We start from the raw sequence: 26,060 nt of genomic DNA on the forward strand, positions 1-26,060 counted from the left end.
ATAATGAAATTAAAGTTTTACATCTTTTTATTTTTGCTTTCTTCAGCTGTTTTTGGCCAAAAACAAGTTGAAACTAGTATTGATACAACAAAAAATAAAATTGGAGCCGAATTTAAGCTGACTCTTAAAACGGTTGTAAATGCTAATTCAAAAGTTGTTTTCCCAAAAGACAAAAGATTCGGAGCGCTGGAAGTAATTCAGTCGTATCCGGTTGATACCGTTAAAAAAGACGGCAGTTATGAATTAATCAAAAAATATGGATTAACACAATTTGATTCAGGAAGATATGTAATTCCGAGTGTAAAGATTCTTATTGATAAAAAACCTTATTTCTCAGATTCTATTCGTGTAGAAGTTGCTAATGTAAAAGTCGATACTTTACAGCAAAAAATGTATGACATCAAAGACATTACCCCTGCAGAAGATGGTATTGGCGACTGGTGGAAATATGTTTTGGCATTAGTTATAATTCTTGCAATTGGTGCGGGAATTTATTGGTATGTTAAAAAACATCAGAAAAAGAAAATAGAAGAAGAAGTTTATAAAACACCTATTGAAAAAGCAACAAGCCTGCTGAACAATTTGGAGCAAAAAGAACTGGTTCAAAAAGGAGAAATTAAAGAATACTACAGCGAATTAACAGATATTGCCCGTAACTATATTGAAGAAGCAATTCATATTCCGGCAATGGAAAGTACAACTTCTGAATTGATTCAGGCAATCAGAACAGCTTCGACTAAAAAGAAAATGACTTTAACACCGGAAACGGTAGAAAATCTTGAACGTGTTTTACGTCAGGCCGATTTAGTGAAATTTGCTAAATCGAAACCGCTTGATTTTGAAATTACAGAAGACCGAAATAAAATTCAGAAAGTAATTTTAACGCTTGATAACGCAATTCCAACTGAAGTTCCGGCTGAAGAAGAAGATCAGTTATTAAACGAAGCACAAAAACAAAAGCAAATTCAGCTTCAGTTAAAAAAACAAAGAAACAAGCGAATTGCAATTGCCGTTGGTTCAGTTGTCTTTTTATTATTAGCAACTACAACTTTCTTTGTTGCTACAAAAGGTTTTGCATACGTAAAAGACAATGTTATTGGTCATCCGTCTAAAGAATTATTAGAAGGAGAATGGGTAAAAAGTGAATACGGAAATCCTGGTGTAATTATCGAAACTCCAAAGGTTTTAAAACGTATGGATGCCTTAAAAGCACTTCCAAAAGAAACAATGGCTTTAATTAAGGAAATGCAGCTTTTTGTTTATGGAAGTATGATTGATAATTTTTATGTAGCCGTTTCGACTACTAAATTCAAAAATCCAACTGACATTGATTTATCTAAAGCCTTAGAAGGAAGCTTAAAAGTAATTGAACTTCAAGGCGGACAAAATATAATTGTAAAACAAGAAGATTTCCAGACAAATCAAGGTATTCAGGGAGTAAAAGGTTACGGAACCATGAGCGTTTTAAACCCAGCAACCAAAACAAGCACAAAGGCATATTATGAAATCCTGCTTTTTAAACAAGATCAGGGATTACAGCAAATCATCATTTTGCATGAAGAAGGCGACACGTATGCTAACGATATTACAACCCGAATTTTAAATTCTGTTGAACTTAAAAAAGCAAGTAACTAATGAATAATAAGATCACTTTTTTAAATCCGGAATTCTTTTGGTTGTTTCTGTTAATTCCAATTGTCATTGGATGGTTTTTCTGGAAAAGAAACCAGCAGTCGGCTACATTAAAAATGAGTTCAACAGCAGGTTTCAAAAATAGCCAGTCGCTTTTAACAAAGCTAAAACCCTGCTTATATGTTTTTAGAATTATTGCTTTAAGTTCACTAATTATAGCATTAGCGAGACCAAGAACGGTAGACATCAGCAACCAGACTAAAACAACAAAAGGAATTGACATTGTAATGGCAATTGACGTTTCTGGAAGTATGCTTGCAAAAGATTTAAAGCCAAACCGTATGGAAGCTTTAAAAAGAGTTGCCGCAGATTTTGTTGAAGAACGTCCAAATGATAGAATTGGTTTAGTTTTATATGCTTCAGAGGCCTATACAAAAACACCCGTTACAAGTGATAAGCCTATTATTCTGGAAGCCATAAAAGGTATTCGATACGACACTGTTTTACAAGACGGAACAGGAATTGGTATGGGATTAGCAACTGCGGTAAACCGTTTAAAAGACAGTAAAGCAAAAAGCCGCGTTATTATTTTATTGACAGATGGTGTAAACAACGCTGGTTTTATTGAACCTGAAACTGCAGCAGATATTGCCAAACAATACGGAATAAAAGTATATACCATTGGTCTTGGTACAAATGGAATGGCAGAATCTCCATACGCATACGCACCAAACGGAGGTTTTTTATTCAAAATGCAGAAAGTTGAAATCGACGAAAGATTAATGAAAAGCATCGCTAAAAAAACAGATGGAACGTATTTTAGAGCAACAAGCAACGATAAATTAGCCGAAATATACAATTCGATTAACAAATTAGAAACAACAGAAATACAAGAATTAAAGTTCTACGATTACGATGAAAAATACAGAATCTTTGTTTTAATCGCAGCATTTTTATTATTGTTAGAAGTTGGTTTAAGAAATACAGTTTACAGAAGCTTTATTTAATATTTTAGTCGCAGTCACGGTATACAGTTAACAACTGAAAACTGAGACTGAAAACTGAGACTGAAAACTAGAATTAAAAAATGGAATTAGACGAAAAAAAATATTTATATCTCTTACTATTACTCCCAATTGTGGTGTGTATTTTCTTTTTCAATTTGTATTGGAAAAGAAAAAAACAACGTGAATTTGGTGATATCGAAATGGTAAAAAAACTGAGTCCCGAAACATCTGTTTTTAAACCAGTTTTAAAATTATCGATATTACTTTTAGCTTTAGCATGCTTAATTATTGGGTTAGTAAATCCGAAAATTGGAACTAAAATGGAAACGGTAAAACGTGAAGGTATTGATATCGTTTTTGCTGTCGATGTTTCTAAAAGTATGCTGGCAGAAGATGTTGCACCTAGTCGTTTAGACAAAAGCAAGCAATTGGTTTCTCAGATCATCAATTCATTAGGAAATGACAGAATTGGAATTGTAGCCTATGCAGGAAGTGCATTCCCGGTTTTACCAATCACATCTGATTACAGCGTTGCCAAAATGTTTCTGCAGAGTATGAGTCCTGATATGGTTTCATCACAAGGAACCTCTCTTGATGAAGCTATTAGATTGTCTGCTACATATTTTGATGAAAAAAGCAAAACAAGTAAACTTTTAATTTTAATTTCTGATGGTGAAGATCATTCTGAAGGCGCTTCTGCTGCGGCCGAAGAAGCTAACAAAATTGGAATGAAAATCATTACCGTGGGTGTTGGAACAGAAAAAGGAGGAACTATTCCTTTAAAAGAAAATGGAGTTGTAAAAAATTACCAGAAAGATCAGGATGGGCAAACGGTAATTACAAAACTAAATCAGGAAGGTTTAAAAACTATTGCAAAAGCCACAAAAGGCGGTTATGTTTACGGCGGGAATACAAAAGAGGTTTTGGAGTATATTAAAAATGCCTTAAATAATATTCAGAAAACCGAATTTGAATCGACACAAATGGCCGATTTTCAATCGCAGTTTCAATGGTTCATCGGTTTTGGATTCTTGTTGTTATTTATAGACATTTTCCTTTTGGAAAGAAAAACAAACTGGATTAAAGAGTTGAATTTATTCAACGAAAAGAAATAAAGATTCCTTTTTAAAATCGGAACAAAAAATAAAAAAAATAGAATGAAAAATTTACTTCTTTATATTTTACTAACGCTTTCTTTTGCAGCTGCTGCTCAGGAAAAAGACAAGACATTGCCTGATGCCAATGAAGAATATAAGCAGAATAAATTTACTGAAGCAGAGGCCAATTATAGAATTTCGGCGTCAAAATTTTCAAAACGCGCTGCCGGGTCTTACAATTTAGGAAACTCAATTTACAGACAAAACCAGCCTTCTGAAGCAAAATACGCTTACGCTAATGCCATAAAAAGAGCTAAAACAAGACCAGAAAAGCATAAAGCTTATCACAATCTTGGAAATGTTTTTATGAAGGAGAAAGATTATTCGCAGGCTGTTGAAGCATACAAAGAGGCTTTACGTAACGATCCAACTGATGATGAAACACGTTACAACTATGCGTATGCAAAACAAAAGCTAAAAGAAAATCCGCCTAAAAACGATAAAAACAAAGACAAGAATAAGGATAAAGACAAAGACAAGGATAAAAACAAAGATAAAGACAAAGACAAGGACAAAAATAAAGACAAGGATAAGGACAAAGACAAGAAAGACGATAAAGGCGACAAAGACAAGGACAAAAAAGATGGCAAAAATGATCCTAAAAAAGATGACAAGTCTGATAATAAAGGAGAACCAAAACCAATGCCTGGAGGAATTTCAAAAGAACGTGTTCAGAACTTGTTAGATGCCGTAAACAACGAAGAAAAAAAAATTCAAGATAAAGTAAACGCTCAAAAAGTAAAACCTAATACCAAAAAACCAGAGAAAGACTGGTAAAATAAGTTGAATCGTTTAATCGTTATTAATTTGTTTATCTATTAAACAATTTGGCGAATAAACGATTTAGCAGTTAAACAAACAATGATCAAACATTAATGAAAAGATATCTAATTCTATTACTACTCGCTTTTCAAGGCCTTATGGCTCAAGTTCAATTTGAAGCCAAAGTAAGCAAAAACACGCTTGGACTTAACGAAAGACTCCGTATTGATTTTATTATGAATGTTGACGGAGATAATTTTGATCAGCCTGCATTTGAAGGTTTTAAACTTGTAGCCGGACCAAGCCAGCAAATCAGCCAGTCTTGGATTAACGGACGCAGCTCTTTTCAAAAAGTATACTCTTATATTTTACAGCCTGAGAAAAAAGGAACTGTTATTATCAAACAAGCTGCAATAGAATATAATGGCCAGATTTATAAAACGTCTCCCATAAAAGTTACAGTTACGAATGCTGTAGCACAGGAACGAGATCCAAATGATTACAGACAGCAAGGCGGTGCATCTGGAAATGAATTACTACAGTTAGTTGCAGAAGTTTCTAAAACAACACCGTACGTAAACGAGCCTATTACGGTTGTTTACAAATTGTATTTTAATGAAATTGGTGTTACCGGATTTAGAGAACTTGCTAAACCTAAATACAATGATTTCTGGAATCAGAATATTGATATCAAACAATTGGTAATGGAAGAAGGCAGTTATCAAGGTCAGAGATGTCATTATGTAGTATTAAAGAAAACTATTCTATATCCTCAAAAATCAGGAAGATTAACAATTGAACCTCTTTCATTAGATATTGGAGTGCAGCTGCCAACAAACCGACGTGATATGTTTGGCCAGATGATTATTGCCGAAGACAATAAAATTGTAACTACCGGAGCTAAAGGAATTAGTGTAAGACCGCTTCCTGAAACTGGCAAACCAGAAGGTTTTACTGGAGCAGTTGGTAAATTTAATTTTACAGTTACTCCGTCAAGAACAACATTAAAAAGCGGAGAAGGTTTAGATCTAATTGTGAGTGCTTCAGGAACCGGAAACATGAAATTGTTTACACTTCCAAAACCTGTTGTTCCAAATGCATTAGAAATGTATGATCCGGTTCACGATGAAAAAGTAACCACGTCATTGTCTGGAATGTCTGGAAAAATAACCGACAAATACACTATTATTCCGCAGTATAAAGGGAAATACGCCATCAAACCAATGACGTTCTCATATTTTGATTTGAGTACGAATTCATATAAAACCATAACTTCTCCAGAAATTATGGTCAATGTTTTAGACGGTCCGACTTTAGCAGAAGCAAATCCTTCTACTGCATCTAAAAATGTTATTACAAAAACAGAACAGTTTAAATATATTAAACCAAAAACAACTTTAGTAAGCATTGCTAAAAATGATTTTTATGGTTCAAATTTATATTACGCTTTGTTATTCTTCCCATTTGCTATTATTCCAATCATCATTTTGGCTAAGAAGAAAAAAGAAGCAATTGACAGTGATGTAACTGGAAACAGAATCAGAATGAACAATAAACTTGCGAAGAAATATTTATCGCAGGCTAAAAAACAGCTTAACAACAAAGAAGCTTTTTATATTGCTCTGGAAAAAGCAATGCATAATTTCTTAAAAGCAAAACTGCATATTGAAACAACTGAAATGAGTAAAGATAATATTCGTGAATTGCTTTTATCAAGAAATGCAAACCCTGAAACGGTTCAAAATTTCATTAATTTGACTGAAAACTGTGAATTCGCACGTTATGCTCCCGCATCAAGCGCTTCGATTCAGCAGGATTATGATAAAGCGGTTTTAATTATTTCAGAATTAGAAAAGCAAATCGTTTAGTTTTTAACTTAAAAATAAAGCCCGCATTTTTAAAATGTCGGGTTTAACTAAATAATAATGAAAAATATACTATATCTTTTTTTACTAATCTCTCAGGTTTTCTTTGCTCAAAGCAGCTTTGAAAAAGGAAATGCTTTGTACCAAAAGGGACAATATCAGGAAGCTGCTCAGGTTTATGAAGATATTCTTAAAGAAAACAAACAGCAGTCGGCAGAGTTATATTTTAACCTGGCAAATAGTTATTACAAACTAAATAAGGTTGCTCCTTCTATCTATAATTATGAAAAAGCATTGGTATTAAAACCCAATGATCCTGAAACTTTAAACAACCTTAAGTTTGCCAAAAAACTAACAATTGATGAAATTAAAGAAGTTCCAAAAGTAGGTTTTGCAAAACTGATTCAGAACTTTACCGGCATTTTTGATTACAATCAATGGGCAAAAATTTCTGTTGCCATTGCCTTTTTGTTTTTGCTTAGTTTTATTGGTTATTACTTTTCGCAGCTTACCCTTACTAAAAGAATTTACTTTATTGCAATGTTCATTTTCTTAGTAGCAATATTATTAAGTGTTTCAGCAGGAATGTCTGAAAAAAACCATTTTGACAATGATCGTCCTGCCATTGTATTTTCTGAATTAAGTGAAGTTCGAAGCGAACCGCAAAAAGCAGGTTCTGCCATAATATTACTTCATGAAGGCGCAAAAGTGTATGTTATGGAAACCGTTGGAAAATGGAAAAAAATTGAATTAACTGATGGTCAGGAAGGCTGGATTGATGCTACGACAATTAAGGAAGTAAAATAAGCTTAAATCTCAATAAAAAAAATCCCAAATTCCAAATATCAATTCTGGAATTTGGGATTTTCTTTTTTACATTGTTTTTAAAACGAATTTTTTAAAAAGTATAGATTTTTAAAGGCGTTACGCAATAATCCAATTTTATATCAGATTCAAAAACATCATCAATCTGATCAACCGATTCAAAGAAAGAAAGACCAATTTTTATGGTTTCGGATTTACAATTGGCTAAGAATTTATCATAAAAACCTTTACCGTAACCAATTCGGTTTCCAAAAACATCAAAAGCTAAAAGCGGTACAAAAACAACTTCTATATTTTCTGTTGGAACAGGAAGTCCGTTTACCGGCTCCGGAATATTGTATTCGTTTTTTTTGATTTTGGTATTATCCGTCAATAAAAAATGAGACATTTCTCTGGTTTCAAAATCACTTTTAGAAATCACAATTTCTTTATCTTTTCCTGAAAGTAAATGCAGAATAAATTCAGTATCGATTTCTTTTTGTTCTACAATAGGAAGAAAAACATGATAATAGGTTTTATCCCAAATAGGCATCTGAATTAAATTATTGGTTACAGCCAGACTTTTTTCTTCGATATCACTTTCAGAAAGTGCTGCCCGAAGGTTTTTATAATGAAGTCGTAATTCTTTTTTATTCGTCGGCATTTACAGGAGAATTTTTAGATATATGATAAATTGCATCGCCTTCGTAAACAATTGGCGAATGATTGGCGTTAATAACATATCCGTCATGCGGCGCTTTTACTTTCTGCTCAAACTTTCCAAACGGATCTGTAATTATAGCTAAGATAGTACCTTTGGTTACAAACTTACCCGCCATATTATAATCATGCAGCAAACCGGAGCATTTTGCACGCAGCCAAACCGAATATTTTATATAGATAGACGATTCTAAAGCCGGCTCTACAATATGCTTAGGATCCAGCATATTTAAATAATTCAATAACCGCTTCACTCCTTTCACTCCTTCATTGGCAACAGCATTATTTATATCAAGCGATTTTCCTCCTTCAAAAAGCAGCATTTTTATATTCGCTTTTTCGCAGGTATTTCTAAAAGAGCCTCCAATATTTTTTGAATACAAGGTAAAAGGTGCATTAAAAATATCTGCCAGTAATTTCAACTCCATGTTATTTTCGGTAATTCGAATCTGCGGCACATTAAAACGGCTTGCGCCTCCTGCATGAAAATCGACTGCATAATCTATAATGGGTAAAATCTGTTCGACAATATGAAAAGCAAATCGGCTTGCCAAAGAACCTTTTTTACTTCCGGGAAAAACACGATTTAAATCGCGTCCGTCAGGAAACTCGCGGGATTTATTCACGAAACCGTACATGTTGATAATTGGAATACAAATAATTGTTCCTCTCTGCGGACGGTTTATTTTTTTACTGATGATTTGTCGAACAACCTCTACACCGTTTATTTCGTCGCCGTGAATTCCTGCCGAAAATAAAACAACCGGACCTTCATGCTTTGAACGACGAACAATTACAGGAATATTGAGTTTTGTCGTAGTATGCAATCGCGCTATTTCGACATTTATGGTTTTATGTTCTCCCGGCAGAATCGACTCGCCAAAAATAACCAAGGGCTTACTATTTTTCATGCAGAATTATAAAATCTAAATATAGAAATTATTCTTTTGATTTCGTAAATTTGAAACTAAATCAATGTTAAGCTTTTTTCCAGAAAATCGGAATGGTTTTTGAAAACGCTAAACCTCTATCTTCAGAAATAAAACAGAATGTCAAAACCGTCCTTAGATCTTCAAATTCTCACCTTGCCGGATAATCCCGGCGTCTATCAATATTATGATAAAGACGGGAAAATTCTATATGTCGGCAAAGCCAAAAATTTAAAAAAAAGGGTTTCTTCCTATTTCAATAAAATTCACGATACAGCCAAAACAAATGTTTTGGTTAAAAAAATCGTGACTATAAAACATATCGTCGTCCCTACTGAAACTGACGCGCTTTTATTAGAAAACAATTTAATTAAAACATTACAGCCTAGATATAATGTTTTGCTGCGTGATGATAAAAGCTATCCGTGGATTTGTATTAAAAAAGAACCTTTTTCGAGAATATTTTTAACCCGGAGAATGGTAAAAGACGGATCTGAATATTTTGGTCCTTATACTAATTTCAAGATGGTTTATACCATTTTGGATTTAATAAAAGAATTGTATCCATTACGAACCTGTAATTATGACTTGAGCCAGTCTAATATTGATTCCGGCAAATTTAAAGTTTGCCTTGAATATCATATTGGCAATTGCAAAGGTCCGTGCGAAGGTTTAGAGCCACTGGAAGAATACCAGAGACAAGTCAATGCGATCCGCGAAATTCTAAAAGGAAATTTCAAAGAAAGTTTAAAGGATTTTAAAAAACTGATGAACAATTATGCGCAGAATTTACAATTTGAAGAAGCACAGAAAATCAAAGAAAAAATAGAAGTTCTTGAAAATTACCAGTCAAGATCGACAATTGTAAATCCGAAAATTACCAATATTGATGTATTTTCGATTGTATCTGATGAAAGCGCTGCGTATGTTAACTTTTTACAGATTTCTCATGGATCGATTATTCGTTCGCATACTTTAGAAATGAAGAAAAAGCTGGACGAAAGCGACGAAGAACTGCTGGAACTGGCGATTATTGAACTTCGTGAACGTTTCCAGTTGATGTCAAAAGAAATAATTGTTCCTTTTGAAATTGATTTGGGCGAAAATATTAAAACAACCGTTCCGCAGCTTGGAGATAAAAAGCAGATCCTGGATTTATCAATTCGAAATGCAAAATTCTACCGAATCGAACAATTAAAACAATTACAGATCGTAGATCCTGATCGTCACGTAAATCGAATTATGGCGCAAATGCAGAAAGATTTACGACTTCCGGTTGAACCTCGTCATATCGAATGTTTTGATAACTCGAATATTCAGGGAACAAATCCTGTTGCGGCCTGCGTAGTTTTTAAAGACGGAAAACCAAGCAAAAAAGATTACCGACACTTTAATGTAAAAACAGTTGAAGGCCCTGACGATTTTGCTTCGATGACCGAAATTGTGTATCGCCGTTACAAAAGATTATTAGATGAAAATCAGCCTTTACCGCAATTAATTATTATTGATGGTGGAAAAGGACAATTATCATCGGCTTTAAAAAGTATTGACGAATTAGGTTTAAGAGGTAAAGTTGCAATTATTGGAATTGCAAAACGTCTTGAAGAACTTTTTTATCCCGGAGATTCGATTCCGCTTTATTTAGATAAAAAATCCGAAACCTTAAAAGTTATTCAACAATTACGAAACGAGGCACATAGATTTGGTATTACATTTCACCGAGACAAACGAAGCAAAGCTGCGCTTAATTCTTCGGTAGAAAGTATTCCCGGCATTGGCGAAAAAACCATGCTTACATTAATACAACATTTCAAAAGTGTTAAAAGATTGAAATTAGCGACAGAAAAAGAAATATCTGCCGTTGTCGGAGTATCAAAAGCAAAAAAAATTGTCGACTTTTACAAAACCAATTAGCAGATTTTTATGCGCCTAAATCAACATTCTAACGTAACTACCCGATCAAAAGGATTCTTTTTAAATTCTATTTGCATCGCGTCGTATGTATTTTTTATGCTGCTAATACTGTTTCCCGAAACTTCTTTTTCTCAGGAAATAAAAAAAGACAGCGTAAAAAGACCTAAAATTGGTTTGGTTTTAAGCGGTGGCGGCGCCAAAGGTTTTGCACATATTGGAGTTTTAAAAGTTTTGGAGGAAGCCGGAATCAAAATTGATTATATTGGCGGAACAAGTATGGGATCTGTAATTGGCGGACTTTATGCTTCTGGCTACAATGCATCTCAAATTGATTCTATTTTCAAAAAAACCAATTTCGACGACCTTATTAACGATTATATTCCGCGTTCATCTAAAAATTTCTACGGAAAGAAAAATGATGAATTATATGCAATAGTACTTCCTTTCAGTAATTTTAGAGTCGGTATTCCCGAAGCACTTTCAAAAGGAATGTACAACTACAATTTATTGAGCAGTTTAACGAGAAACGTTCGTCATGTACGTGATTTTAATAAACTGCCAACTCCATTTTTATGTATCGGAACTAATATTGAAACCGGCGAAGAAGTTTTGCTTAACAAAGGAAATCTTGTTCAGGCTATGATGGCCAGTGCTGCTTTTCCGTCTTTGTTTACTCCAGTAGAAATAGACGGCAATTTGTTAGTTGACGGTGGTGTTGTAAATAATTATCCTATAAAAGAAGTTCGAAATCTTGGCGCAGACATTATTATTGGTGTTGATGTTCAGGATGATTTAATGAAACGAAAAAACTTAAAAAACGCAACCCGAATCCTGGTTCAGATTACCAATCTGCAATCTATAGATAAAATGAAAAACAAAATAAAAGATACGGATGTTTACATAAAACCTGACATTCGTGATTATGGCGTAATTTCATTTGACAAAGGCGAAGAAATCATCAGAAAAGGGGAAGAAGCGGCTTTTGCTGTTTACGAAAAAATCAAATCATTGGTAAATGAAGATAACTTTTATAAAAAACCAAAATTAAAAGTTGCTACAGATACACTTAAAATTGAAAAAATAAATTCTGATCCATTAGATAATTATACGAGAGAGTACATTCGAGGAAAACTTCGCTTTAAACCTGGAAGTACAATTACGTATGACGATCTTAAAACGGGAATCAATAATTTAAATGCAACTCAAAACTTTAGTACTATTTCTTATTGTCTTCAGCCAAACGGAGAGAAAGATGATTTGGATTTGGTTTTAAAAGAAAACCCTACTCAAACCTTTCTAAAACTAGGGCTTCATTATGACGGACTTTACAAAAGTGCTGTTTTATTAAACTTAACTCATAAAAAGACTTTCTTAAAAAATGATGTTACTTCACTTGACATTATTTTGGGAGATAATTTTAGATACGATTTAAATTATTATGTAGAAAATGGTTTCAATATCAGTTTCGGTTTTCGTTCAAGATTAAATCAGTTTAATAGAAATGTTACAACGAGTTTGAGCGGTCTAATTGCAGAGAATCAAAATCTAAATTTGATTAATGTTGACTTCATGGATTTGAGCAATCAGGCTTATTTTCAAACCATTTTTGTGCAAAAGTTCTTAATGGGCGGTGGTTTAGAATATAAATATCTTAAGATAAATTCGCCAACACTTTCTAATGCCGAAAACATAATTGACAAAAGTAATTATTTCAGCGCCTTTGCTTATTTAAAGTACGATTCGTTAGATGATAAATATTACCCAGGTTCTGGTTTATATTTCTCTACAGATTTACAAACCTATTTAGCATCATCAGATTATACCGGGAAGTTTAAACCTTTTTCAATTGCCAAGGCCGAAATCGCTGTTGTAAGACCATTATTTAGAAAAGCAACAATAAAAATTGGAGCCGATGCAGGGTTTAATATTGGCAGTGACAGCGTTCCGTTTTTCGATTTTATACTAGGCGGGTATGGATATAATAAGATTAACAACTTTAATTATTTCTATGGATATGATTTTTTAAGTATTGCCGGAAATAGCTTTATAAAAGCTGACATTGCTTTAGACTACGAAATTTTAAAAAAGAATCATATTAGTCTGTCAGCTAATTTTGCCAATTTAGGAGATGATATTTTTTCTTCTGTTGACTGGGTTTCTATGCCAAAATATACAGGATATGCCGTTGGTTACGGTTTAGAAACCATTATTGGTCCAATCGAAATAAAACAATCCTGGTCTCCAGAAATGTCAAAAAGTTTTACGTGGTTTAGCATTGGGTTTCAATTTTAGTAGTATAACCAAGAATACTTCAATAAAATCTGTCTATTTTTTTACTTCATAAAAATTATATCAAAAAAACTAAGTTATTTTATAGTTATAAATAATATAATTTTTATTTTTACTTCGAAAAAATTACGACATTTGTTATAATGAAAACAAATTGGACAGGTTTATTAGAGTATCTTCAATTCCTCATCAAGAGAAATCCTGAGTAATGGCTCTATCGAATTGAAATAATCAGTTAATTGAAAAATTAAACTGGTTATTTATCTCTGCAATTCAAATTTTCGAATTATCTAATTTATTAATTATCTAATTGAAAAGCCATGCCACTATATCATAAACTTGGGGATTTTCCTCAAAAGCGACACACTCAATTCGAAAAACCAAACGGCGGGTTTTACTACGAACAGTTATTTGGAACCGAAGGTTTTCACGGACATTCGTCTCTGTCTTATCACGTACACAGACCAACGCAGGTTAAGGAAATTTCAAACTCATATTCGGTTGAACCTAAAATTGCAATCGGAAAAAATATAAAATCACTTCTTTTTAAAGGTTTTGAATTAAAACCTGAAAATGATTTTCTGGACAGCCGAAAAGCAATGTTAGTCAACAAAGACTGTATTATTGGTCTGGCTGCGCCGAAAGAATCACTTCGAAATTATTTTTACAAAAATGCCGATGCCGATGAAATGCTTTTCATTCATAGAGGAAAAGGAAAATTAAGAACCATGTTAGGAAATATTCCGTTTGAATATGGCGATTACCTAATTATTCCGCGAGGTATTATTTATCAAATCGATTTTGAAACAGAAGATAACCGACTATTTTACGTAGAATCGTATTCTCCTTTTTATACTCCAAAACGTTATAAAAACCAATCTGGCCAGCATTTAGAACATTCTCCATTTTGCGAGCGTGATTTTATTCTGCCAAATGAATTGGAAACGTATGATGAAAAAGGTGACTTTCTAATCAAAATCAAAAAAGAAGGAATGATCCACGAAGTGGTTTACGCCACACATCCGTTTGACGTTGTTGGCTGGGACGGCTACAACTTTCCATACGGATTTTCAATTCACAATTTCGAACCTATAACGGGGCGTGTTCACCAACCGCCTCCGGTACACCAAACTTTTGAAACAGCAGCTTTTGTTGTTTGTTCATTCTGTCCTAGACTTTACGATTATCACCCAAAAGCCATTCCAGCACCATACAACCATAGCAATATAGATTCTGACGAAGTACTATATTATGTTGATGGTGATTTTATGAGCCGTAATAATATTGAGCAAGGGCATATCACTTTACACCCAAAAGGAATTCCACACGGACCAGCGCCTGGCGCAATGGAACGCAGTATTGGTCACAAAGAAACTCAGGAATTAGCCGTTATGGTGGATACGTTCCGTCCATTAATGGTTACTGAAGAAGCTATGGGATTGGATGATGGTCAGTACTACAAATCTTGGACGGAGTAATTTTTTAATGTGGCAATATGTCAATTAGATAATTAGAAAATGGTTTTAAAACCGCAAAAATGAGAAAAGTCAAATAATTATTTTGTAAATTTAAACCTACAATTTAAATTATCTAATTATCACATTTTCTAATTAACTAATTCAAGAAATGACTTTCAACGAAAAATATAAAGACAACGCTCTTTTACTTAAAACTTTCAATTTTGCATTAAATATAATTGACTATACAACCGAACTTCAAGATCAAAAGAAGTTCGTAATTGCAAACCAATTATTAAAAAGCGGAACATCAATCGGAGCTAATTCAAAAGAGTCACAAAACGCAGAAAGTAAAGCAGATTTTATTCATAAATTAAAAATTGCAATTAAAGAAGCAGACGAAACAGAATATTGGTTGTTTTTATGCGATGCTCATAGAGAATATCCAAATTGCAAGCGTCTAATAAATGATCTTTCAGAAATTTTAAAAATTTTAAACAAAATAATATCAACATCAAAAATGAAATAATTAGATAATTTGTTAATGTGTCAATGAGATAATTTTTATCACAATGCACATTTTCTAATTTTCTAATTGACTCATTTTCTAATTAAAAATATCATGTCAAAAGAAGTAAAACCAGTAGAATACGGATTAGAGAAAATATTTGAAGGCGCACAAGATTTCCTTCCATTATTAGGAACAGATTATGTAGAATTTTATGTAGGCAATGCCAAACAAGCTGCACATTATTATAAATCTGCATTTGGATATCAATCATTGGCTTATGCCGGATTAGAAACTGGAGTAAAAGACAGAGCATCTTATGTTTTAAAACAAGATAAAATTAGAATTGTTTTAACTACGCCATTAACAGCTGATTCTCCAATCAACGAACATTTGAAGAAACATGGCGACGGAGTAAAAGTTGCAGCACTTTGGGTTGAAGATGCTACAAAATCTTATGAAGAAACTATGAAACGCGGCGCGCGTTCTTTCATGGAACCAACTGTTGAAGAAGATGAATTTGGTCAAGTGGTTCGTTCTGGAATTTATACTTACGGAGAAACCGTTCATATTTTTGTAGAAAGAAAAAACTATAATGGTGTTTTCTTACCAGGTTATAGAGAATGGAAATCTGACTTTAACCCAGAATCAACTGGATTAAAATACATCGACCACATGGTTGGAAACGTAGGATGGAACGAAATGAATACCTGGGTAAAATTTTACGAAGACGTTATGGGATTCGTGAACTTCCTATCTTTTGACGACAAACAAATCACTACAGAGTATTCTGCTTTGATGAGTAAAGTAATGTCTAACGGAAACGGAAGAATTAAATTCCCAATCAACGAACCGGCTGAAGGAAAGAAAAAATCGCAGATTGAAGAATATTTAGATTTTTACGGCGGGCCTGGAATTCAGCACATCGCCATTGCTACAGATGATATTATTAAAACCGTATCGCAGCTAAGAGCCCGCGGTGTTGAATTTTTATCTGCCCCTCCTCACACCTATTATCAGGCAATCCCTGAGAGATTAGGTGTTCATATGGATATGATGAAAGAAGATTTAAACGAAATTGAAAAGCTGGCTATCATGGTCGATGCAGACGAAGATGGTTATCTTTTACAAATATTTACAAAACCAGTTCAGGACAGACCAACTTTATTCTTCGAAATTATTCAAAGAATGGGTGCAAAAGGATTTGGTGCAGGGAACTTTAAGGCTCTGTTTGAATCAATTGAGAGAGAACAGGAATTGAGAGGAACTTTGTAAAAATGCATTATTTTTACATTATGCAAAAAAAATCCCTATAAAATGATGATTTTTATGCAAATGTTATGTTAAACTTACTATTTGCTATTTTTTTTATCGACTTTGTATCTATCTTTGCACTCGCAAATCAAGAAGGGGTGGTTTCCTTCTGAATTGATATAAATTTCATAATTTATAGTTTTTTGGTTAGTTAATAGCATAAAAACTCAGTCTTCTTGACTGAGTTTTTTTGTTTTAGTACATTTGGAATAGAATTTGCATTTCTCTATCTTTATAATAGAATGTAAAAAATGTACTATGAAAAAGTTCGTCCTCATTATATTAATTCTCTCTACATTAAGTTTCGACACACAAAAAGAAGACGCTTTTAATACAGGAGAATATTTCAAATTTAGAATTCATTACGGAATTGTAAATGCCGGCTATGCTACTCTCGAAGTCAAAGATGCGACCATAAATAACAAAAAAGTGCATCATGCTGTAGGCAAAGGTTATACGACTGGTATGTCAAAATTTTTCTTTAAGGTTGAAGATCTTTATGAGAGTTATTTTGACAAAGAAACCGGAGAACCGTATCGTTTCGTTAGAAAAATTGACGAAGGGGGTTATACCAAAAATCAGGAAGGTTTTTTTAACCAAAGTGAAAATAAAGTTTTAGTAAAAGATTACAAACGAAAAACTGAAAAAACGATCGTAATTACTGATAACGTGCAGGATATTGTATCGTCTTTTTACTTTTTAAGAAACCATCCGAATATAGACAAATTAAAATCGGGTGAAGCGATTACAATCGATATGTTTTTTGACGACGAAATCACAAAATTTAAGTTAAAATATGTAGGCCGTCAAGATATTACAACTAAATTTGGAACCGTTTCCTGCATGATTTTTAAACCTCTTGTTCAAACAGGAAGGGTTTTTAAAGAAAAAGAAAGCTTAACGCTCTGGATAACAGATGATGCAAACAAAGTTCCAATTAGAATTAAGGCAGATCTTGCTGTTGGATCTCTAAAAGCAGATCTCGATGAATATAAAGGACTTCAAAGTCCGCTTAAAGTAAAAAACAAATGAACCTAACTGATAATTCAGAATCAATTTTAAAAGAAATTGATCTTAAATTTCAAGCTATAAACCAAAAAACTGACGTTCAGTTAGAAGGACTGCTTTGGTCAAAACCAATCACTTATTGGGATTACATTCAAACAGATGCTCTTCTAAATTTACAAATACAACGCACCACACTTCCTGACGAAATGGTTTTTATCATGTACCATCAGGTAAATGAATTAATCTTTAAAATGATTTTGTGGGAAATTGATCAAATCGCCGACAAACAAAATATTCAGGTTGATTTTTTCAGCGAAAGGCTTTCAAGAATTACTCGTTATTTTGATATGCTTACCAATTCGTTTAGCATTATGGAAAACGGAATGGAAGTAGACCAATACATGAAATTTAGAAACACGCTCACTCCTGCCAGCGGATTTCAAAGCGCACAATACAGAATGATTGAATTTGCTTCTACTGATGTTATTAATTTAACAGACCGCAGGTACAAAGCAAACTTTGACGAAAACACAGATCTTGAAACAAGTTTTGAACATTTATATTGGCAGGCCGCTGGAAAAGATTATCATACCGGCGAAAAATCATATTTGCTTAATGAGTTCGAAAAAAAATACAAAGACCAGTTTTTAAAACAAATTGCTTCATTTAAAACAAAAAATATTTGGCAAAAATTTACTCAGTTACCAATTGAAGATCAGCAGAATCCTGAATTAATCAAAGCAATGCGCCACTACGATTACACGGTAAATATTACCTGGGTAATGCAGCATTTAAATACCGCCAGAAAATATATTTTAGAAAGCGGAAAAGGCAACGGTGAAGCAACTGGAGGAAGCGACTGGCAAAAATATATGCATCCAAAATACCAAAGACGCATCTTTTTTCCTAAATTGTGGACCGAAGAAGAATTGTCCAATTGGGGAAATGAAAATCCACTATAATTTCCTGCAAAAAATTTAAGAGTTTGAAAAAAGCATTCGTAATTATAATAGTATTATTTTCAATATTTTCATGTAAAAAAGCTGAAGAAAAAGTTGAAATTAAAATTACAAAACCAAAAACTAAAAAAGTAGAGTTTGGTTTTAATTACGCTGATTTTAATGTCGTTAATGATACTATATCTAAAGGAGATTCTTTTGGATCCATTATGCAAAGTCAAAATATTGGCGACAAAAAAGTACACGATATTGTAGAACAGGTAAAAGATTCTTTTAATGTTAGATCGATTCGATACAACAAACCTTTTACATTACTGCGTTCAAAAAACAAAACAAACAATCTTCAGGTTTTTATTTACCAGCCAGATGCTTTAACTTATTATGTAATCGATTTACGAGACAGCATTGCAAAAGCGTATAAAAAAATAAAACCGGTTACCTTAAAAAGAAAAATTATTGGCGGTGTTTTAAAAAGTTCGTTATCTGAAACTTTAGGAAACGAAAGTGTCGAAACAGCTCTTGCCAGCAGAATCACAAAAGTATTTTCCTGGTCAATTGACTTTTTTAAACTAAAAAAAGGCGATCGTTACGGTTTAATCTTCACAGAACGTTTCATTAATGGAAAAACGTATGACGGCGTTGAAGATCTTGAAGCTGCCTTTTTTGAATATAAAGGAAAAATCGTTTATGCATTTCCTTTTGAAAAAGACACACTTTCTGGAAAAGTAGAATATTATGATGATGAAGGAAAAACATTGAAAAACTTTTTCTTAAAAACACCAATCAAGTTCAGCCGAATTACTTCACGATTCACCATGAACAGATTTCACCCGGTACAACATACCTGGAAAGCACACAAAGGAACCGATTATGCTGCTCCAACCGGAACACCAATTTCCACAACAGCATCTGGAGTTGTTGAAACAACAGGTTACACGGCTGGAAACGGAAACTTTGTAAAAGTAAAACACAACGGAACCTACTCTACTCAATATTTACACATGTCCCGAATTTTGGTAAAACGCGGACAAAGAGTAACTCAAGGACAAACTATTGGTTTGGTTGGAAGCACAGGTTTAGCTTCTGGTCCGCACGTTTGCTACCGTTTCTGGAAAAATGGAGTTCAGGTAGATGCGCTCCGATTGAATTTGCCAACCGGCGAATCTTTAACCGGAAATGACAAAACCCGTTTCTTTAAACAAATCGAACCTCTAAAAAGAGAATTGGACAGTATTGGGAATTTATAAAGATTCAAAAATTCACTTTTAAAATAGAAAACATGAAAAACGATCGGCTTAAAGCGATTTACAATGACACTTTTTCAGATTTAAAACTATTTTACAGAGACACCAATTTACCGGAAAATTTAATTTCAAATTATAAAGTCGGACAGATCATTCAGGAAAAAGGTTTTACTGATATGACTTCTATTGGAGGAGGTGTTTCGGGAAATTTCAGGTATTTGATTGCCAGTGCACACGCAAAAGACTTATCAAAGTTCAATCCTGATTCGGCAAAAATTGGTCACTTTCTTTTAGACACTATTGCCTATTTTAAAGTATTAGACATTTATAAAATTGGTGACAAAACACAGGTTTTTCTTTTAAATATTCCAGACAATTCACTTTCTCTTTTCAAAAATTCATCTTCAAATCTGGAAGAAGAAATCACAGAAAAAGCACGAAAAAAATTCAATGACAAAAATGATACTCCGTTAATTGCTGATCTGCAAACCGAAAACTGGAAAGGAAGAACCAAATCTCCTATTGGAATGAACGATAACGGTGAATTATTTTTTGACGATTCTAAGATTAAAACAGAACCATTTAAAAGGATAGAAATTAATATCGCTGAGAAAACTATTAAAATTAATAAAAAACCTTGGTGGAAGATTTGGTAAAAGATTTTCACAAGAACATTCCTAAATTCAAAATCAATTAATGAAACAGCTTTTACTGATATTTTTCTGTACATTAATAACTGGATGTTCAAATCCGCGGATTTTTATTTTAGACGACACCCAAGAAAACAAATATTTTGTATCGGATTTTATAGATAATATTAAAGAAAATCAGATTGGCAAATCTCCTTTAATTGTTATAAATGGAATACCATTTAAATACGAAAAAAGTCAGGATACAATTTTATTACCTTTCAAAAAGTCTGAAATCAAAAGTTTAGAATTTTTGAATCAAAACAGCAACCGTATAATGTATAATGAAAAAGAAAATGATGGAGCTGTCATAATAACAACTCGAACACAAGACTAACAGCATCATAAAACGTTTTCGTAACTAATTGTTATATAATCATCAACCGTTACCCTTTTAAAAGTTATTTCAGTATTTTTGTGTTTCTAAAAAAACAAAATCTTCAATAAAAATACAAATGGCTTTAAACACAACAAACCCAACCGGGACTGAAGCGTGGAAAAATCTGCAAAACCACTATAATGCAATTCACGAAACCACAATTCAAGAATTGTTTCAACAAGATAATACTCGTGCTGAAAAATTCAACTTGCAATGGAATGACTTTTTAGTAGATTATTCTAAAAACAACATTAGTCAGGAAACAATTTCTCTTTTATTGGAATTAGCAAATTCTATCGGATTAAAAGACGCTGTTGCTCAATATTTTGGCGGAGCATTAATTAACCAGACTGAAAATCGCGCTGTTCTTCATACTGCATTGCGTGCTCCGGAATCGGCAGTAATTAATGTTGATGGAGAAAATGTAATTCCGGAAGTTTATGAAGTAAAAAACAAAATCAAAAATTTCACAAACGAAGTTATTTCGGGAGAAAGAAAAGGTTTTACCGCAAAAGCTTTTACAGATATTGTAAATATTGGAATTGGAGGCTCAGATCTGGGACCAGTTATGGCTGTTGAAGCTTTACAATTTTACAAAAACCATTTAAAAACTCATTTCGTTTCAAATGTTGATGGCGATCACGTAAACGAAATAATTAAAAAGTTAAATCCTGAAACTACACTTTTCTTAATCGTTTCTAAAACTTTTACAACTCAGGAAACGTTATCAAATTCTGAAACTATCAAAGAATGGTTTTTGAAATCTGGCTCTCAGGAAGATATTGCAAAACACTTCGTGGCAGTTTCTACAAACATTCAAAAAGTAACTGAGTTTGGAATTAATCCAGACAATGTTTTCCCTATGTGGGATTGGGTTGGAGGAAGATTTTCTCTTTGGAGTGCAGTTGGATTAAGTATTGCTCTTGCAATTGGATTTGATAATTACAACCAATTATTAGTAGGAGCAAACGAAATGGACGAACATTTCAAATCGGCAGAATTTGACGAAAACATTCCGGTAATTTTAGCTTTATTAAGCGTTTGGTACAACAATTTCTTTGGTGCCGAAAGTGAAGCATTAATTCCATACACTCAATATTTATCAAAACTGGCTCCATATTTACAGCAGGCAACTATGGAAAGTAATGGAAAAAGTGTTGGCCGCGACGGAAAACCGGTTAACTACCAAACTGGAACTATTATCTGGGGTGAGCCTGGAACAAATTCACAGCATGCCTTTTTCCAATTGATTCACCAGGGAACAAAATTAATTCCAACAGATTTTATTGGATTTGTAAAACCATTATATGGAAATGAAGATCATCACAATAAATTGATGTCGAACTTTTTTGCACAAACTGAGGCTTTAATGAACGGAAAAACTCCGGCACAAGTTCAGGCTGAATTTGACAAACAAGGACTTTCTGCAGAAAAAGCTTCCTATTTATTACCATTTAAAGTTTTTACAGGAAACAAACCAACCAATACAATTTTGATTCAAAAACTTACTCCAAAAAGCTTAGGTTCTTTAATCGCATTGTATGAGCATAAAATATTTGTTCAGGGTGTAATTTGGAACATTTTTAGTTTTGATCAATGGGGAGTTGAGTTAGGAAAACAGTTAGCAAACTCAATTTTAGATGAGATAAATTCTAAAACTGTTAAGAGTCATGACAGTTCAACTTCATTCTTATTGAATCACTTTTTAAAGAATAAATAAAATTGAACTAATAGTTTAATTTTGTAAAACACTGAAACGTCTTGATTTAACAAAAATTAAGGCGTTTTTTCGTATAGAACAAGCCGAAAAACATCCCTTTTTAACAAAAAAAGAAGGTTTTTAGCTACACCGCTATTTAAAACATTATCGATTTAACAAAATACAGATGTTAAAATTCAACAAAACATCATTTTATTTAAAGAAAAAAGAAAAATTCATTTTAATACGCAGCACAAATTACAAAACTTATTTTTCTTAACATTTTGATAACATTATCTGATTTTATTGTTATAATTTTGCCAAAAACAATAAACTAAATAGCAACATGAAGAAAATGAAAAATTGGTTACTTACCGGACTATTTTTTATGATAGTTTCAACCGTATTTTCACAAGGAAAAGTTACTGGTACTATTACCGACGGTACAGGTTCATTACCAGGAGCAAACGTACAGATCAAAGGATCTACTACGGCAACTTCAACAGATTTTGATGGTAAATTTACTCTCAACTCAACAACAAGTACAGGAGAAATTGTTATTTCTTACTTAGGCTACGAAAACAAAACTGTAAAATTTACAGTAAACGGCGGAACTGCAAACGTAGGAACTATTGCTTTATCATCTAATTCTAACGAATTAAGTGAAATCGTAGTAAAAAGTACAGTAGTAGATATCGCTAAAGACAGAAAAACTCCGGTTGCTGTTTCTACAATTAAAGCTGCAGAAATTAAAGAAAAATTAGGAACTCAGGAATTTCCTGAAATCTTAAGAAACACACCTTCTGTATACGTTACTAAATCAGGTGGTGGTTTTGGAGATGCTAGAATTAACATTCGTGGTTTCAACCAAAACAACATCGCTGTTATGATTAACGGTATGCCGGTAAACGACATGGAAAACGGTTCTGTTTACTGGAGTAACTGGGCAGGTTTATCAGATGTAACATCTGCTATGCAGGTTCAAAGAGGTTTAGGTTCTTCTAAATTAGCTACTCCATCTGTAGGAGGTACTATCAACATTGTTACTAAGTCTTCTGACATGAAAGAAGGAGGATCATTCTCTTCTGGATTTGGTAATGGAAGAAACTTCAAAATTCAAGGTTCTTACAACACAGGAAAATTAGAAAACGGTCTTTCTGCTTCTGTATTATTATCTCAAACAATGGGAGATGGTTACATTCCTGGAACTCAATTTGAAGGATCAAACTATTTCATAGCTTTAGGTTATGGAACTAAAAATGACAAACACAACTTTCAACTTACTGTAACTGGTGCGCCGCAATGGCACAACCAAAGATCTACAGCTTCTACAATTGCAACTTACCAAAAATACGGTTCTCTTACTGAGCCAAACATCAAATACAACCCTGATACAGGATATTTGAATGGTGAGCAATATAACATCAGAAAAAACTACTACCACAAACCAGTAGCTTCTTTTAACTGGGATTATAACATTAATGAAACTACAAAACTTTCTAGTGTACTTTATGCATCTATGGGTCGTGGAGCTGGTGCAAGTGCTACAGGTGGTATTGGAGGAAATGTTTACAACAGTTCTGTTTTCTTATTACCAAATGGAATGGTTGACTACGACAAAATCCAAGCATGGAATAATGGTACTGGAAGTGTTTTCTTTAACGGAGCAAACAGAACAAGAACACAAGTTGGAGGTGTATACCAAAATAGTTCTTCAACAGGTAGAACTGGAGCTGGAAATGCAGCTGATCCATATGTTTACAATACTACATCAGGTATTACACAAACTTCATCTATCAACTCTCATGACTGGTTTGGAGCTTTGATCAACTTAAACAAAAAATTATCTAGTACATTAACATTAGATTTTGGTATTGATGCTAGAACTTATACAGGGTACCACTTTACTGTAGTTAATGATTTATTAGGTGGTGGTGAATTTTTTGACAACACTGTTGCAAGTTTAAGACCTGCAGGAAGACACCTTACATCAACTTACGCTACAAACGTACAATGGAATGTTTTTGACAAAAGAGAGTATGACAAAATCTCATTTAACAGTACTGGAAAAGTTAGATGGTACGGAGCATTTACTCAGTTAGAGTACTCTAAAGACAATTTAACTGCATTCGTACAGGGAGCTATTTCTCAACAAGGTTTCAAAAGAGAAGATGATTTCGTATACTTACCAACTGATCCATTAGCATCAACTAGCTACGAAAACATCTTAGGCGGAAATGCTAAAGCTGGAGCTAACTACAACATTAACGAAAAGCATAATGTTTATGTTAATGCTGGATTCTACTCAAGACAACCATTCTTTAACTCAGTTTATCCAAACAACAGATCTACAGTAAACCCTAACCTTACTAACGAGAAAATCACTGGATTTGAAGCTGGATATGGTTTCCGTTCAAGATTCTTTAACGCTACAGTTAACCTTTACAATACAACTTGGAACGACAGATACTTAAAAGGTAACGCTCTTCCAGCTGGTGGAGGAATTGCTGCTAACACAACTTATACTGAGTTTACAGGTCTTAACGAGGTTCACTCTGGAATTGAGTTTGAAGGATCTTCTAACATTACTGACAAATTCAAAGTTAATGCTATGTTCTCTTACGGTATTTGGGAATACAAAGGAAACGCAAGCGTAAACGCTTACTACCAAGCAGACAATACTCCTGTTGCAGGATATACAGCTGCTACAGTATACATGGACAAAGTAAAAGTTGGTGATGCTGCACAAATGACAGCTTCTTTAGGAGCTTCTTACGAAGTTTTAACAAGAGTAACTGTTGATGCAAACTATAATTTTAATGATAAATTATATGCAGGATTAAGCCCTGTTACATTTACAAGTGCAGACAACAAAGGAGCTTTACAATTACCTTCTTACGGTTTATTTGATGCTGGTTTCTCATACAAAATGTTAACAGGTAAAAACAAAGACAAATCAGTTAACTTCAGATTAAACGTAAACAACTTATTTGACAAGATTTATATCGCTGAGTCTAGAACAAACATTTTTGCTGACGATAACGTAAGCTCTTCAAATGCTGCTTTAGGAACTTATGCTTCAAATAACAGATTATACAGAGGTGTAGCTGATGCTAACCAGGTATTCTTTGGATTTGGTAGAACTTGGAACTTTACATTACGTTACGATTTCTAAAATTTAGAATCTAAATAAATAATAAAAACGGCATTGACTTTTAAGTTTAATGCCGTTTTTTTATGGTCCTTTTTGTTATATTTGTTTTTAACAAAAAAACATAGTTTATGTATCATTTTTTACAAAAATTTCACTCCGGCTGGGCTTATTTAGCGTTACTGCTTTTAGTTTTTGCCGTTATAAATGCCATCATAGGTTTTACCTCTAAAAAAGAGTTTACAGCAAAAGACCGCAAAATTTCTTTGTTTGCATTAATTGGAACTCACACTCAGCTATTAATTGGATTAATCCTTTATTTTGTTTCTCCATTAGGAAAAGACTCTTTAGGACAAATGTCTAATGCTGCATTACGATTAACCTCATTAGAACATCCGCTTATTAATTTAATTGCTATCGTTTTGATAACTATCGGATGGTCAAAACATAAAAAACTAATCAATAGCGAAGCTAAGTTTAAAACTTTCGCTATCTTTTACGGATTAGGATTGATACTTATTTTAAGTAGAATTCCGTGGAACCTATGGTTCTAAAAAATACCAATTAAAAAGC

21 protein-coding genes are annotated in these 26,060 nt (G+C 33.3%); 19 read left to right on the top strand and 2 right to left on the bottom strand.

The features are described from left to right. The first annotated feature begins 3 nt into the window (after nt 1–3). The 6 genes from PQ462_RS22515 (at nt 4) to PQ462_RS22540 (ending at nt 7,230) form a co-directional block, all read left to right on the top strand. Nucleotides 4–1,635, top strand: coding sequence for a hypothetical protein (locus PQ462_RS22515; RefSeq protein ID WP_274251666.1), 1,632 nt, complete (start codon nt 4–6; stop codon nt 1,633–1,635). Further along, entirely contained in the window at nt 1,635–2,639 is a 1,005-nt protein-coding gene (locus PQ462_RS22520) for a vWA domain-containing protein (RefSeq protein ID WP_012022808.1), read from the top strand. The genes PQ462_RS22515 and PQ462_RS22520 overlap by 1 nt, the downstream gene beginning before the upstream one ends. 80 nt (nt 2,640–2,719) lie before the next feature. Next, nucleotides 2,720–3,754: a VWA domain-containing protein gene (locus PQ462_RS22525; RefSeq protein WP_012022809.1), complete on the top strand. Its 1,035-nt coding sequence runs from the start codon at nt 2,720–2,722 to the stop codon at nt 3,752–3,754. Nucleotides 3,755–3,796: 42 nt separating this feature from the next. Beyond that, a complete protein-coding gene (locus PQ462_RS22530; RefSeq protein ID WP_073410356.1) occupies nt 3,797–4,573 on the top strand; it encodes a tetratricopeptide repeat protein in 777 nt (258 codons plus the stop codon). Nucleotides 4,574–4,671: 98 nt separating this feature from the next. Next, nucleotides 4,672–6,426, top strand: coding sequence for a BatD family protein (locus tag PQ462_RS22535; protein ID WP_274251667.1), 1,755 nt, complete (start codon nt 4,672–4,674; stop codon nt 6,424–6,426). A gap of 57 nt (nt 6,427–6,483) precedes the next feature. Further along, nucleotides 6,484–7,230: a tetratricopeptide repeat protein gene (locus PQ462_RS22540; RefSeq protein ID WP_012022812.1), complete on the top strand. Its 747-nt coding sequence runs from the start codon at nt 6,484–6,486 to the stop codon at nt 7,228–7,230. Between the two features lie 91 nt (nt 7,231–7,321). Here PQ462_RS22540 and PQ462_RS22545 read toward each other — a convergent pair whose 3' ends face one another. Together PQ462_RS22545 and PQ462_RS22550 are read right to left on the bottom strand one after the other, a co-directional pair. After that, a complete protein-coding gene (locus PQ462_RS22545) occupies nt 7,322–7,891 on the bottom strand; it encodes a 5-formyltetrahydrofolate cyclo-ligase (protein WP_012022813.1) in 570 nt (189 codons plus the stop codon). After that, nucleotides 7,878–8,858 (bottom strand): succinylglutamate desuccinylase/aspartoacylase family protein, encoded by a 981-nt coding sequence (locus PQ462_RS22550; protein WP_012022814.1) that lies wholly within the window; start codon nt 8,856–8,858, stop codon nt 7,878–7,880. Before PQ462_RS22550 ends, PQ462_RS22545 begins: the two co-directional genes overlap by 14 nt. 138 nt (nt 8,859–8,996) lie before the next feature. Between PQ462_RS22550 and uvrC the strand changes: the two genes are divergently transcribed. The 13 genes from uvrC (at nt 8,997) to PQ462_RS22615 (ending at nt 26,041) form a co-directional block, all read left to right on the top strand. After that, a complete protein-coding gene (uvrC, locus tag PQ462_RS22555; protein ID WP_073410351.1) occupies nt 8,997–10,790 on the top strand; it encodes an excinuclease ABC subunit UvrC in 1,794 nt (597 codons plus the stop codon). A gap of 96 nt (nt 10,791–10,886) precedes the next feature. Beyond that, a complete protein-coding gene (locus PQ462_RS22560; RefSeq protein WP_443135207.1) occupies nt 10,887–13,082 on the top strand; it encodes a patatin-like phospholipase family protein in 2,196 nt (731 codons plus the stop codon). 317 nt (nt 13,083–13,399) lie between these two features. Continuing rightward, a complete protein-coding gene (locus PQ462_RS22565) occupies nt 13,400–14,557 on the top strand; it encodes a homogentisate 1,2-dioxygenase (RefSeq protein ID WP_274251670.1) in 1,158 nt (385 codons plus the stop codon). A 148-nt stretch (nt 14,558–14,705) separates the two neighbouring features. Further along, a complete protein-coding gene (locus PQ462_RS22570) occupies nt 14,706–15,065 on the top strand; it encodes a four helix bundle protein (protein ID WP_274251671.1) in 360 nt (119 codons plus the stop codon). Between the two features lie 93 nt (nt 15,066–15,158). Then, nucleotides 15,159–16,319: a 4-hydroxyphenylpyruvate dioxygenase gene (gene hppD, locus PQ462_RS22575; RefSeq protein WP_274251672.1), complete on the top strand. Its 1,161-nt coding sequence runs from the start codon at nt 15,159–15,161 to the stop codon at nt 16,317–16,319. A 297-nt stretch (nt 16,320–16,616) separates the two neighbouring features. Further along, nucleotides 16,617–17,390, top strand: coding sequence for a DUF3108 domain-containing protein (locus PQ462_RS22580; RefSeq protein ID WP_012022819.1), 774 nt, complete (start codon nt 16,617–16,619; stop codon nt 17,388–17,390). Continuing rightward, nucleotides 17,387–18,328, top strand: coding sequence for a tryptophan 2,3-dioxygenase family protein (locus PQ462_RS22585; protein WP_274251673.1), 942 nt, complete (start codon nt 17,387–17,389; stop codon nt 18,326–18,328). The genes PQ462_RS22580 and PQ462_RS22585 overlap by 4 nt, the downstream gene beginning before the upstream one ends. 23 nt (nt 18,329–18,351) lie before the next feature. Further along, nucleotides 18,352–19,572 carry a M23 family metallopeptidase gene (locus PQ462_RS22590; RefSeq protein ID WP_073410345.1) on the top strand — a complete coding sequence of 407 codons (1,221 nt, stop codon included), beginning with the start codon at nt 18,352–18,354 and terminating at the stop codon, nt 19,570–19,572. Between the two features lie 32 nt (nt 19,573–19,604). Next, complete coding sequence (locus PQ462_RS22595) at nt 19,605–20,225, top strand: hypothetical protein (protein ID WP_274251674.1); 621 nt, start codon at nt 19,605–19,607, stop codon at nt 20,223–20,225. Between the two features lie 40 nt (nt 20,226–20,265). Next, nucleotides 20,266–20,595: a hypothetical protein gene (locus PQ462_RS22600; RefSeq protein WP_274251675.1), complete on the top strand. Its 330-nt coding sequence runs from the start codon at nt 20,266–20,268 to the stop codon at nt 20,593–20,595. Nucleotides 20,596–20,713: 118 nt separating this feature from the next. Next, nucleotides 20,714–22,357, top strand: a complete 1,644-nt coding sequence (gene pgi / locus PQ462_RS22605) for a glucose-6-phosphate isomerase (protein WP_274251676.1) — start codon at nt 20,714–20,716, stop codon at nt 22,355–22,357. Between the two features lie 325 nt (nt 22,358–22,682). Then, complete coding sequence (locus PQ462_RS22610) at nt 22,683–25,511, top strand: TonB-dependent receptor (RefSeq protein ID WP_274251677.1); 2,829 nt, start codon at nt 22,683–22,685, stop codon at nt 25,509–25,511. Between the two features lie 107 nt (nt 25,512–25,618). After that, nucleotides 25,619–26,041 (top strand): hypothetical protein, encoded by a 423-nt coding sequence (locus PQ462_RS22615; RefSeq protein WP_274251678.1) that lies wholly within the window; start codon nt 25,619–25,621, stop codon nt 26,039–26,041. Nucleotides 26,042–26,060: the final 19 nt, after the last annotated feature.

The organism is Flavobacterium sp. KACC 22758 (genome assembly GCF_028736135.1).
GTDB classification, from domain to species: domain Bacteria; phylum Bacteroidota; class Bacteroidia; order Flavobacteriales; family Flavobacteriaceae; genus Flavobacterium; species Flavobacterium johnsoniae.

What these genes read in the sequence shown, in the direction of transcription:
- PQ462_RS22515 (WP_274251666.1), top strand. Translation starts at nt 4, where the DNA reads ATGAAATTAAAGTTTTACATCTTTTTATTTTTGCTTTCTTCAGCTGTT.
- PQ462_RS22520 (WP_012022808.1), top strand. Translation starts at nt 1,635, where the DNA reads ATGAATAATAAGATCACTTTTTTAAATCCGGAATTCTTTTGGTTGTTT.
- PQ462_RS22525 (WP_012022809.1), top strand. Translation starts at nt 2,720, where the DNA reads ATGGAATTAGACGAAAAAAAATATTTATATCTCTTACTATTACTCCCA.
- PQ462_RS22530 (WP_073410356.1), top strand. Translation starts at nt 3,797, where the DNA reads ATGAAAAATTTACTTCTTTATATTTTACTAACGCTTTCTTTTGCAGCT.
- PQ462_RS22535 (WP_274251667.1), top strand. Translation starts at nt 4,672, where the DNA reads ATGAAAAGATATCTAATTCTATTACTACTCGCTTTTCAAGGCCTTATG.
- PQ462_RS22540 (WP_012022812.1), top strand. Translation starts at nt 6,484, where the DNA reads ATGAAAAATATACTATATCTTTTTTTACTAATCTCTCAGGTTTTCTTT.
- PQ462_RS22545 (WP_012022813.1), bottom strand. Translation starts at nt 7,891, where the DNA reads ATGCCGACGAATAAAAAAGAATTACGACTTCATTATAAAAACCTTCGG.
- PQ462_RS22550 (WP_012022814.1), bottom strand. Translation starts at nt 8,858, where the DNA reads ATGAAAAATAGTAAGCCCTTGGTTATTTTTGGCGAGTCGATTCTGCCG.
- uvrC (WP_073410351.1), top strand. Translation starts at nt 8,997, where the DNA reads ATGTCAAAACCGTCCTTAGATCTTCAAATTCTCACCTTGCCGGATAAT.
- PQ462_RS22560 (WP_443135207.1), top strand. Translation starts at nt 10,887, where the DNA reads ATGCTGCTAATACTGTTTCCCGAAACTTCTTTTTCTCAGGAAATAAAA.
- PQ462_RS22565 (WP_274251670.1), top strand. Translation starts at nt 13,400, where the DNA reads ATGCCACTATATCATAAACTTGGGGATTTTCCTCAAAAGCGACACACT.
- PQ462_RS22570 (WP_274251671.1), top strand. Translation starts at nt 14,706, where the DNA reads ATGACTTTCAACGAAAAATATAAAGACAACGCTCTTTTACTTAAAACT.
- hppD (WP_274251672.1), top strand. Translation starts at nt 15,159, where the DNA reads ATGTCAAAAGAAGTAAAACCAGTAGAATACGGATTAGAGAAAATATTT.
- PQ462_RS22580 (WP_012022819.1), top strand. Translation starts at nt 16,617, where the DNA reads ATGAAAAAGTTCGTCCTCATTATATTAATTCTCTCTACATTAAGTTTC.
- PQ462_RS22585 (WP_274251673.1), top strand. Translation starts at nt 17,387, where the DNA reads ATGAACCTAACTGATAATTCAGAATCAATTTTAAAAGAAATTGATCTT.
- PQ462_RS22595 (WP_274251674.1), top strand. Translation starts at nt 19,605, where the DNA reads ATGAAAAACGATCGGCTTAAAGCGATTTACAATGACACTTTTTCAGAT.
- PQ462_RS22600 (WP_274251675.1), top strand. Translation starts at nt 20,266, where the DNA reads ATGAAACAGCTTTTACTGATATTTTTCTGTACATTAATAACTGGATGT.
- pgi (WP_274251676.1), top strand. Translation starts at nt 20,714, where the DNA reads ATGGCTTTAAACACAACAAACCCAACCGGGACTGAAGCGTGGAAAAAT.
- PQ462_RS22610 (WP_274251677.1), top strand. Translation starts at nt 22,683, where the DNA reads ATGAAGAAAATGAAAAATTGGTTACTTACCGGACTATTTTTTATGATA.
- PQ462_RS22615 (WP_274251678.1), top strand. Translation starts at nt 25,619, where the DNA reads ATGTATCATTTTTTACAAAAATTTCACTCCGGCTGGGCTTATTTAGCG.